Origin of the sequence: Christensenella sp. (assembly GCF_034927525.1) — a bacterium.
In the GTDB taxonomy this organism is placed as follows: Bacteria; Bacillota; Clostridia; order Christensenellales; family Christensenellaceae; genus Christensenella.
Genome location: NZ_JAYFPU010000369.1, coordinates 1 through 9,755 on the forward strand (window position 1 = coordinate 1; position 9,755 = coordinate 9,755).

The following is a 9,755-nucleotide window of genomic DNA, read 5'->3' on the forward strand; positions in this document are numbered from 1 at the left end:
GAGTACGACTTGCTCGCCTTTCGTGTTACGCGCATCCTGCGGTACACTATCCGTTTGCAGTTTGTGCATATCACCGGATTTTTGCAGCACAGTGACCGTCGCGATGTTACTCAAAATCAACGCGCCGATGATCGCTTTTCCCGTGCTGTCATTCAGCAGGTATGCTTTTAGGCCCTTACCATTCCTGCCCTGTTCTTCAAACTCTGCGATCGGCGTACGCTTGGCATAACCTTTTTCTGCCATCAGCAACACTTCGCCGTCCTGACCGTTTTCGATCTGTTCTGCAAAAACAAGTCTTGCATTCTTACCAAGCTTGATCGCTCCTACGCCTTTGCCGCTCCGTCCCATGACAGATATCTCGTCTTTTTTGATGTTGATAGACATCCCCTCCGACGTAATGAAAAGCATATTGTGCAGCGTCGGATCGGACGGCTTTGCATAGATCAGTTCGTCGCCATCTTTTAGGCCGCACGCCATGATCTTCGATTTTTTCACGTCGAATTCCTTCATGTCCGTTGCCTTGACAAGCCCGCCTGCTGTTACAAAATACATCAGCTTCTTTTCAAAATCTGCTTTGGTGATGATACTTAATATCTCTTCTCCTGCGTCGATACCGCTCATCAGCGCATTCAGAGACTTGCCCGCTTCCTTCATGCGTGCCTCCGGCACACTTAAAGCTGGCATCATCATCATATTGCCTTTATTGGTAAACAGATAAAGCTTGTTTGCCGTATCCGTTTGCAAAATCATGACCGGCTGCAGCTTTTCCTCTAATTCTCCTGCTTCGATCCCTTTTTGCAGCGCTTTTTGCGACATACGCTTCAGGTTGCCACCGCGTGTCAAAATGATAGCACAGTCTTCAACGACCATAAATTCGCTTTCATCCACTTCGATCTTCGCGTGCTCCTCATTCATCAGTTGGGTACGGCGCTTGTCCGCATACTTATCGCCGATCGCGACAAGCTCCTCCTTGATGACCTCCAGCAGCTTTGCTTCCGAACCGAGGATGGAGCGCAGATATTTGATAAGCGCAACAACTTCCTTGTATTCGTTTTCTAAAAGTTCCACTTCCAGATTTGTAAGACGCGCAAGGCGCATATCGAGGATCGCCTGTGCTTGTATACCTGTCAGGTTGAATTCCTGCATCAACGCTTTTTTTGCTTCTTCCGTGTTTTTGGAAGCGCGGATGATCTTGATGACGCGGTCGATATTTTTGACTGCGATAATAAGCCCCAGCAAAATATGCTCGCGTTTTTCCGCTTTTTCAAGGTCAAATTGCGTGCGACGTGTAACAACGTTCTTTTGGTGCGCGATATAGTAGTCAATAATAGACATCAAACCAAGCTGTCTGGGCGAGCCATCGGCAATGACCATCATATTGATGCCAAATGTCGTTTGTAAGTCCGTATATTTATACAGCAGGTTGAGTATCTTCTCCGGATCGTGCCCTTTTTTGATCTCAATAACCGCGCGGATGCCTTCCCTGTCCGATTCGTCGCGAATATCGTCGATCCCGGCAAACAATTCCTTTTTGCTTTCACTCACATTGAGTATCTTTTCCAGCATCGCCGATTTTTTGACTTCGTACGGTATCTCTGTCACGACGATCAGGTTTTTGCCTGAGCTTGTCTTTTCTATGTGTGTTTTTGCACGGATAAGGATTTTACCCCTGCCCGTCTCATACGCCTGCTGCAATCCCTCTCCGCCAAGAAGATAGCCCCCCGTCGGAAAATCAGGCGCCTTGATGTGCTTCATCACATCCTTCAGGCTGCACTCGGGCTGATCGATACGCGTGACCACGCCCTTGATGACCTCGCCCAAATTGTGCGGCGGAACATTTGTCGCAATACCGACGGCGATGCCCGAAGACCCGTTTACAAGCAGATTGGGATAACGGGCGGGTAGCATATCCGGCTCACGCTCCGTATCGTCAAAGTTCGGGCGGAACGGAACCGTATCTTTATTTAAATCGCGTAGCATTTCAAGCGCAAGCGGAGAAAGCCGCGCTTCCGTATAACGCATCGCGGCGGCGCTGTCGCCGTCCATCGATCCAAAGTTGCCATGACCGTCCACAAGCGGCATACGCATCGCGTATGGCTGCGCAAGCCTCACCATCGCGTCATAAACGCTGCTGTCACCGTGCGGATGATATTTACCGAGCGCTTCGCCGACGATCCTTGCCGACTTTTTATAAGGCTTGTCCGGCAGGATACCGAGGTCGTACATCGTATATAAAATACGCCGCTGCACCGGCTTTAATCCGTCCTCTACACGCGGCAGGGCACGCTCCATCGTAACATACTCCGCATATGTCATAAAAGAGGTGTGCATGACCTCCTCAAGCGCTTCTTCTATGATCTCCTCGTTGAATACGATCTGCTTAGTCTTCATACTGCGCTACCTCAAAATTATCCTGCTTATTGAAATTCGCATATTCCGCGATATACTGCTTGCGCGGCTCGACATTGTCGCCCATCAGCGTCGTTACGATGCTTTCCACATCCGCAAGATCCTCGATCGTCACTCGGATCAGCGAGCGCTTTTCCGGATCCATTGTCGTATCCCACAGCTGCTCCGGGTTCATCTCCCCCAGCCCCTTATAGCGCTGCACCGTATAACCACGGCCTACCTCGACCTTTGCTTTTTCGAGCTGCTCCTCATTGTAAGCATACAGCACCTTGTTTCCGCGCGCGATCTTGTAAAGAGGCGGACGTCCGATATACAGATGCCCGTCCGTGATCAGATCCTTGAAATAACGATAGAAGAACGTGATCAGAATCGCACGGATATGCCCGCCGTCCTGATCGGCATCTGCCAGTATGATCACTTTATTATACTTCATGTTTCCGAGCACAAAACTATCATCAAACCCTGCGCCCAGTGCTGTGATGATCGAACGGAACTCTTCGTTGGCAAGCACCTGATCTACACGCTTCTTTTCCACGTTGAGCGGTTTGCCGCGCAGCGGCAGGATCGCCTGAAAACGACGGTCGCGTCCTTGTTTCGCGCTGCCGCCCGCACTGTCGCCCTCTACGATAAAAAGCTCATTGAGCTCTGCTTTTCTGCCCGTACAAGCGGAGAGCTTTCCGACAAGCGGCGCACTTTCCAGCTTGTTTTTTGCACGCTCCATTTTCTTTGCCTTGCGTGCTGCGTCACGTACTTTCGCGGCCGAAATCGCCTTTTCCAATATCTTGGTGCACATCTGCGTGTTGTTTAAATCAGCCATAAATGCAGAAAGCTTTTCCGTTACCACCGCCTCTACGGCGACGCGCGCTTCCGCGTTTCCCAGCTTCGTCTTTGTCTGTCCTTCAAACTGTACATCCTTCATCTTGATGTTTACGACAGCGCAAAGCCCCTCACGGAAATCATCACCCGTAAGGTTCGCTTCCTTTTCTTTCAGCAGATTATTGGTACGGGCATAGTCGTTCATCACCTTTGTGATCGCAGTTTTGAAGCCCGTTTCGTGCATTCCGCCTTCAGTAGTCGGAATGTTGTTTACATAAGAGAAAATACTTTCCGTATAGCTGGAATTGTATTGCATCGCAATGCTGACGAGGATATCTCCGCGCTGACCTTCCAGAAGGATAGGCGCTGCGTGCAGCGGCGTTTTGTCCCTGTTTAAATACAGCACAAAATCCATGATACCGCCTGTATACTCAAATGTTTCCTTTTTTGGCCGTCCACCAATGAGCTCTCGCTCGTCCGCAAATACAATCTTGAGTCCTTTTGTCAAAAAAGCCAGCTCCCGCAATCTGCGGCGAATGGTATCATAGTTGAAATTCACTTCGTCAAAGATCGTGTCGTCCGGCAAAAAGGTAACCTTAGAGCCGTGTTTTCTCGATTCACCGATCTCCTTTAAGGGTGCGACCGCCTGCCCTGTGTGAAGCTTGCCTTTGGCGTCCACCTCCGTCACATAGCGTTGAAAATACACCTTGCCGTTTTGGTATACTTCGACATCGAGCCATTTGGAAAGCGCGTTCACAACAGAAGCGCCTACGCCGTGCAATCCGCCGGAATAAGCATAATTTTCGTTGTTAAATTTGCCGCCTGCATGCAGCTGTGTAAATACGACCTCCACCCCAGAAATTTTCAGTTCCGGATGCAGCCCTGTAGGGATGCCACGGCCGTTATCTTCTACTGATATGGAATTATCCGGGTGGATCGTGATCAGCAGCTTGTCGGCGAACCCGTTCGCCGCTTCGTCTATACCGTTATCAACGATCTCCCATAATAAATGATGCAATCCTTTGATACTCGTCGTCCCGATATACATACCCGGACGGCGGCGTACCGCGTCCAGCCCCTCTAACACCTGTATATCTCCGGCGGTATATGCCTTTGACATGTCTTGTCCTCCGAAAAATACTATATTCTGTAATAAATCCTGTATAATTATATATCAAACCACAAAATATAGCAAACAAAAAAGAGCGGATACTTGATCCGCTCTTCGTTTTCGGCTTAGGAAACCGATTCTTGTTCGCTCTGCGTATCTGTGATCGATTCCACCTTGCTTGGCTCCGGCTTATCGCCTACCACCAGCATCGGTTTCTTGTTGCTGATCGTATCTTTTGTGACCACACATTTTAAAATATCGTTGCGCGACGGAATATCATACATGATATCCATCATCGAGCTTTCGATGATACTGCGCAGTCCGCGCGCGCCCGTTTTGCGTTCAATCGCGAGCTTCGCAACTTCTTCAAGTGCCTCGTCGTCAAACTCAAGCTCTACACCGTCAATGGAGAACAGCTTCTTAAACTGCTTTGTCAGTGCGTTTTTCGGCTTTTTCAGAATATCGACAAGCGCTTTCTGATCAAGCGAATGCAGGTTTACGACCACCGGCAAACGTCCGACAAACTCAGGGATCAGGCCATAGCTCAGCAAATCTTCAGATTCGATCATTTCGAACAACTGCCCGATGTTTTTGTTTGTCTTGCTCTGCACATCAGCACCAAATCCCATCGATTTTTTGCCTGTCCGGCGCTCGATCACTTCGTCAAGTCCGTCGAAGGCTCCGCCACAAATAAACAGAATGTTTGTCGTGTCGATCTGCAGGAAATCCTGATGCGGATGCTTTCTGCCACCTTGCGGCGGCACGCTCGCAACCGTACCCTCTAATATTTTCAGCAATGCCTGCTGTACACCCTCGCCCGATACGTCACGCGTAATGGACGGGTTATCGCTCTTACGGGAAATCTTGTCGATCTCATCGACATAAATGATCCCTTTTTGTGCACGGTCGATGTCAAAATCTGCCGATTGAATGAGTTTTAAGAGGATGTTTTCCACGTCCTCACCCACATAACCGGCTTCTGTCAGCGATGTCGCGTCCGCCATGGCAAACGGAACATCGAGGATACGCGCCAGTGTCTGTGCAAGCAGCGTTTTGCCGCTTCCTGTAGGTCCAAGCATCAAAATATTGCTCTTTTGTATCTCCGTGCCGTCCTCCAACGTTTCCGCGTTGATGCGCTTGTAATGGTTATACACAGCTACGGCAAGGTATTTTTTTGCTTTTTCCTGTCCGATGACATAGTCGTCAAGCAGTCTGACGATTTCCGGCGGCTTCGGAACATCCTTTAGATCAAATTTCGCCGCTTCTTTAAATTCTTCGTCGATGATCTCACGGCACAGCTCCACACATTCATCGCAAATGAATACGCCGGGGCCTGCGACCAAACGTTTTACCTCGTCCTGCGGCTTGCCGCAAAAGGAGCATTTGATCTGCTTCTTATCATCGTCGTTATAATTATCGTACATGTTTCACCTCTAAACGTTTATCGTTTCGCAGGTATGATCTCGTCGACTACACCATATGCAAGCGCTTCTTCCGCGCCCATGAAGTAATCACGTTCAACGTCCTTCTGGACTTTTTTAAGAGACTGACCTGTTCGTTCGCTTAAAATTTTGTTCATCTTGTCTTTGATGTCCAAAATCCGCTGCGCGTGGATGGCAATATCCGTCGCCTGACCCTGTGTACCGCCTAACGGCTGGTGGATCATAATCTCGCTGTTGGGCAGGGATTTACGCTTGCCCTTTGCGCCCGCTGCCATCAGGAATGCGCCCATAGACGCCGCCATTCCAATGCAGATCGTGCTGACTTCGCACTTGATGTACTGCATCGTATCGTAGATCGCCATACCGGCCGTAATGGAACCGCCGGGGCTGTTGATGTATAAATAGATATCTTTGTCCGGGTCTTCCGCTTCTAAGAAGATCATCTGTGCCACCACAAGATTTGCGGTAATATCGTCGATCTCACCCACCAAAAATATGATTCTATCTTTCAACAATCTGGAAAAAATGTCGTAAGACCGTTCTCCCCTGTTTGTCTGTTCTATGACCATAGGTACTAAACTCATAAAGGATCCTCCCTTCGTAAAGCATGCACCCTCGCATACTTCACCTTATGCTTTTTTTGTCGTTTCTTTTTTGGCTGTCGTTTTCTTTGCAGCGGGCTTCTTTTCCGCTGTCTTGTCAGCAGCCTTTGCTGTTTCCTTTTTTGTCGCCTGCTTTTTGGCTGTGCTCTTCTTGGGCTCCTTCTTTTCGGATTCCTTTTTCGCTTTTTCAGCCTGTTCTTTTTCCCATACCTTGGCGTCTATTTCTTCCACCTCGGCCTTGGAAACCAGATAATCAAACAACTGTTCCATCGCAACGCGATCCTTGAAATAATCAAGCTCCTGCGTGCCCATCATGTCCTTGTATTCCTGGACTGTCTTATTCTCCGCCTTTGCAAGCTCCTCGTATTTCTTTTCAATATCTTTTTCTGTCGGGTCGATCTTCAGCTTATCTAACAAAGCTTCCACTGCAAGGCGCATTTTCACCTGCTGGGCAGAACCTTCCCTGTATTCTTTGCGAAGGTCGTCCATCGTTATGCCGATATACTGAAGATAATCTTCGATTTTCATCCCCTGATACATCAGCTGATAAGACATCTGCTGAATCTGATAGTCGATCTGGTTGTCGATCATGACCTCCGGGATATCCGCCTTGATGTCGTTCGCGATCGCCGTCAAAAGCTGATTTTCCAGCTCGGCCTTCGCCTTCATGTCGGCGCGCTCCTGCATGTTTTTCTTGATATCCTTCTTATATTCAGCCAACGTATCAAATTCTGATACGTCCTGTGCAAAATCATCGTCGATCTCCGGCAGTTCCTTTTGCTTCACCGTATGAAGCGTGATCGCGAACACAGCGTCTTTTCCTGCAAGCTCCGGTGTATAACCCTCCGGGAACTTCACATTAATATCACGCTGTTCTCCCGCTTTCATGCCAACGATCTGCTCTTCAAACCCCGGGATAAAACGTCCTTCCCCAAGTACAAGCGATTGCTCTTTTGCCTCGCCGCCCTCAAACGGAACGCCGTCCACCGAACCTAAGAAATCAATGATAACGGTATCGCCGTCTTTTGCAGCGCGCTCAACCTCAACCCATCTTGCGTTCTGGTCGCGCGTCTTTTCGACTTCCGCGTCCACATCCTTTGCCGCGATCTTCTCTACCGGCTTTTTGACTTTCAAGCCTTCGTATTTTCCAAGCTTTATTTCAGGTTTTACAACAACCTCCGCCGTTATCACGACGCCATCCTTCTTGTCGATGCTCAATACGTCATATTCCGGTCTCGAAACCACGTCAAGTTTATTTTCTTCGACTGCCGCACGGTAAGCCTCAGGGATGATCTCGTCAAGCGCGTCTTCATAGAACACCTGCGGGCCATAGAAGTTCTCGATGATCCCTCTCGGCGCCTTTCCTTTTCTGAATCCGGGAATGTTGAATTTCCCTCTCGATTTCTGATACGCTTTCTGAATACCTTCTTCAAACTGATCTCCTGAAACGGTGATCTCCAGTTTTACTTTATTGCCATCCAGCTTCTCCAGTTTTGCAGTCATATCTTTCCTCCTAAATTGCTACAATACTTACAAATTTCGTAGAACAATACAGGAAACAGTATACTATATTTATACCCCGCACGCAACCACAAATAACACATTCCGCAATTATTCGCGTACCAAAGAACGCTTAGAGTTCCCGATCAAATCGTCACGGTCTGCCTTGCGCAAAGCCTTCTTTACCACTGTCCGGTTTTTTGGGTTTTTATACTGGATCAGTGCGCGCTGCATCTCTTTTTCTTCGGGCGACTTAGGGATGTATACCTTTTTTCCTGTGAGCGGGTCAAAACCCGTGTAATACATACATGTCGCAAGCGTGCCCGGCGTCGGATAAAAGTCCTGCGCCTGTTCGGGCATAAAGCCTGTATCGCGTATAAACTCCGCAAGACGCACGGCATCCATCAGCGTACTGCCGGGGTGTGACGACATAAAGTAAGGCAATGTATACTGTTTCTTGCCCGCGCGCTTGGAGGCCGCTTCAAATTTCTGGCAAAACCGCGTATATTTCTCAATATCCGGCTTGCCCATACAGGTAAGGACATCCGGGCTTACATGCTCGGGTGCAAGCTTGAGCTGACCGCTTACATGATATGCCGCCAATTCGCGCACAAATTCGCCGCTTTTGTCAAGCAGTGCATAATCGTGCCGTATCCCCGAGCGGATAAATACTTTTTTGATCCCCTTCATGTTCCGCAGCCGCCGCAGCAGATGCAGATACTTCGTGTGGTCTTCCTTTAAAAATCTGCACTTCTCCGGCGTAAGGCAGCGGCGCGTGTCGCACCTTCCCTTTGGGTTTGTACACCTCAGCCCATAGAAATTAGCGGTCGGGCCGCCTACGTCGTGAATGTATCCTTTGAAATCCTTATCCTTTACAAAATCAGCCGCTTCTTCCACGATATTCTTCTCGCTGCGCCACGCAACGTCCTTGCCCTGATGATAATACAGCGCACAAAAGGCGCACGCACCCGCACAGCCGCGTGTTGCGGTGATGCTATACTGCACCTCCAGCAAAGCGGGAATAGCCTGCTCATACATCGGATGTGCCTTTCTCGTATAGGGCAAAGCGTACACAAAATCCAGCTCCTGCTGATCAAGCGGCTGCGCCGGGATATTCTGTACAACATATTCATCGTCGTGCTGCTGGACAAGCACGTGCTTCCGGTCGTGCATTTGGCGCACAAAAGCGTCCGCATATGCTTTTTTATCTGTCTTTACCTTCTTATATGCTGGCAGCTGTTCATATTCATACACACGTGAAAGATCGGGCGCACGATACATAGTTCCTTCGACATAAGTAATATCCCTTGCGGCAAGTCCGCCGTCAAGCGCCTCCGCCAGTTCGACAATGGCGTGTTCCCCCATCCCGTAAACAAGGATATCCGCGCCGCTTTGTGTGAGCAGCGACGGCTTCACATCGTTGTCCCAATAGTCATAGTGCGCAAACCGCCGCAGGCTCGCTTCGATCCCGCCGATAATGATCGGAATATCCCCATATGCTTCGCGTATCTTCTTTGCATAAACCGTTGTAGAGCGCTCCGGACGCTTGCCCGTTTTTCCGCCCGGTGTATACATATCCTGCCTTCTCCTGCGCTTGTTTACCGTGTACAGATTGACCATGCTGTCCATATTTCCCGCGCTGATCAAAAAGCCGAGCCTTGGACGTCCCAGTACCTCAAAAGCTGTTGTTTTTCTCCAGTCGGGCTGTGCAAGGATGCCGACGGAATAGCCGTGCGCGACAAGATAGCGCGAAATAATGGCATGTGCAAAGGAAGGATGATCCACGTAGGCATCCCCTGTTACCAGAATAGAATCACGCTGCTTTATCCCTGCGTGTTTCATATCGCCCTTATTTACTGGCAACAAAACTTCCAT

General features: G+C 49.2%; 6 protein-coding genes. All 6 read right to left on the reverse strand.

Translation table 11 applies throughout. From position 1 onward, the window contains the following. On the reverse strand, window positions 1-2,391 hold a 2,391-nt coding region (gene gyrA / locus VB081_RS14535; RefSeq protein ID WP_323401488.1), incomplete at its 3' end, for a DNA gyrase subunit A. Then, window positions 2,381-4,345: a DNA gyrase/topoisomerase IV subunit B gene (locus VB081_RS14540; RefSeq protein WP_323401489.1), complete on the reverse strand. Its 1,965-nt coding sequence runs from the start codon at window positions 4,343-4,345 to the stop codon at window positions 2,381-2,383. The genes gyrA and VB081_RS14540, both read right to left, overlap by 11 nt. Before the next feature lie 116 nt (window positions 4,346-4,461). Next, complete coding sequence (clpX, locus tag VB081_RS14545) at window positions 4,462-5,760, reverse strand: ATP-dependent Clp protease ATP-binding subunit ClpX (protein WP_323401490.1); 1,299 nt, start codon at window positions 5,758-5,760, stop codon at window positions 4,462-4,464. Between the two features lie 17 nt (window positions 5,761-5,777). After that, entirely contained in the window at window positions 5,778-6,362 is a 585-nt protein-coding gene (gene clpP, locus VB081_RS14550) for an ATP-dependent Clp endopeptidase proteolytic subunit ClpP (protein WP_323401491.1), read from the reverse strand. A 45-nt stretch (window positions 6,363-6,407) separates the two neighbouring features. After that, window positions 6,408-7,883, reverse strand: coding sequence for a trigger factor (tig, locus tag VB081_RS14555; protein ID WP_323401492.1), 1,476 nt, complete (start codon window positions 7,881-7,883; stop codon window positions 6,408-6,410). Between the two features lie 108 nt (window positions 7,884-7,991). Continuing rightward, a partial coding sequence (locus tag VB081_RS14560) for a YgiQ family radical SAM protein (protein ID WP_323401493.1) occupies window positions 7,992-9,755 on the reverse strand: 1,764 nt, incomplete at its 5' end.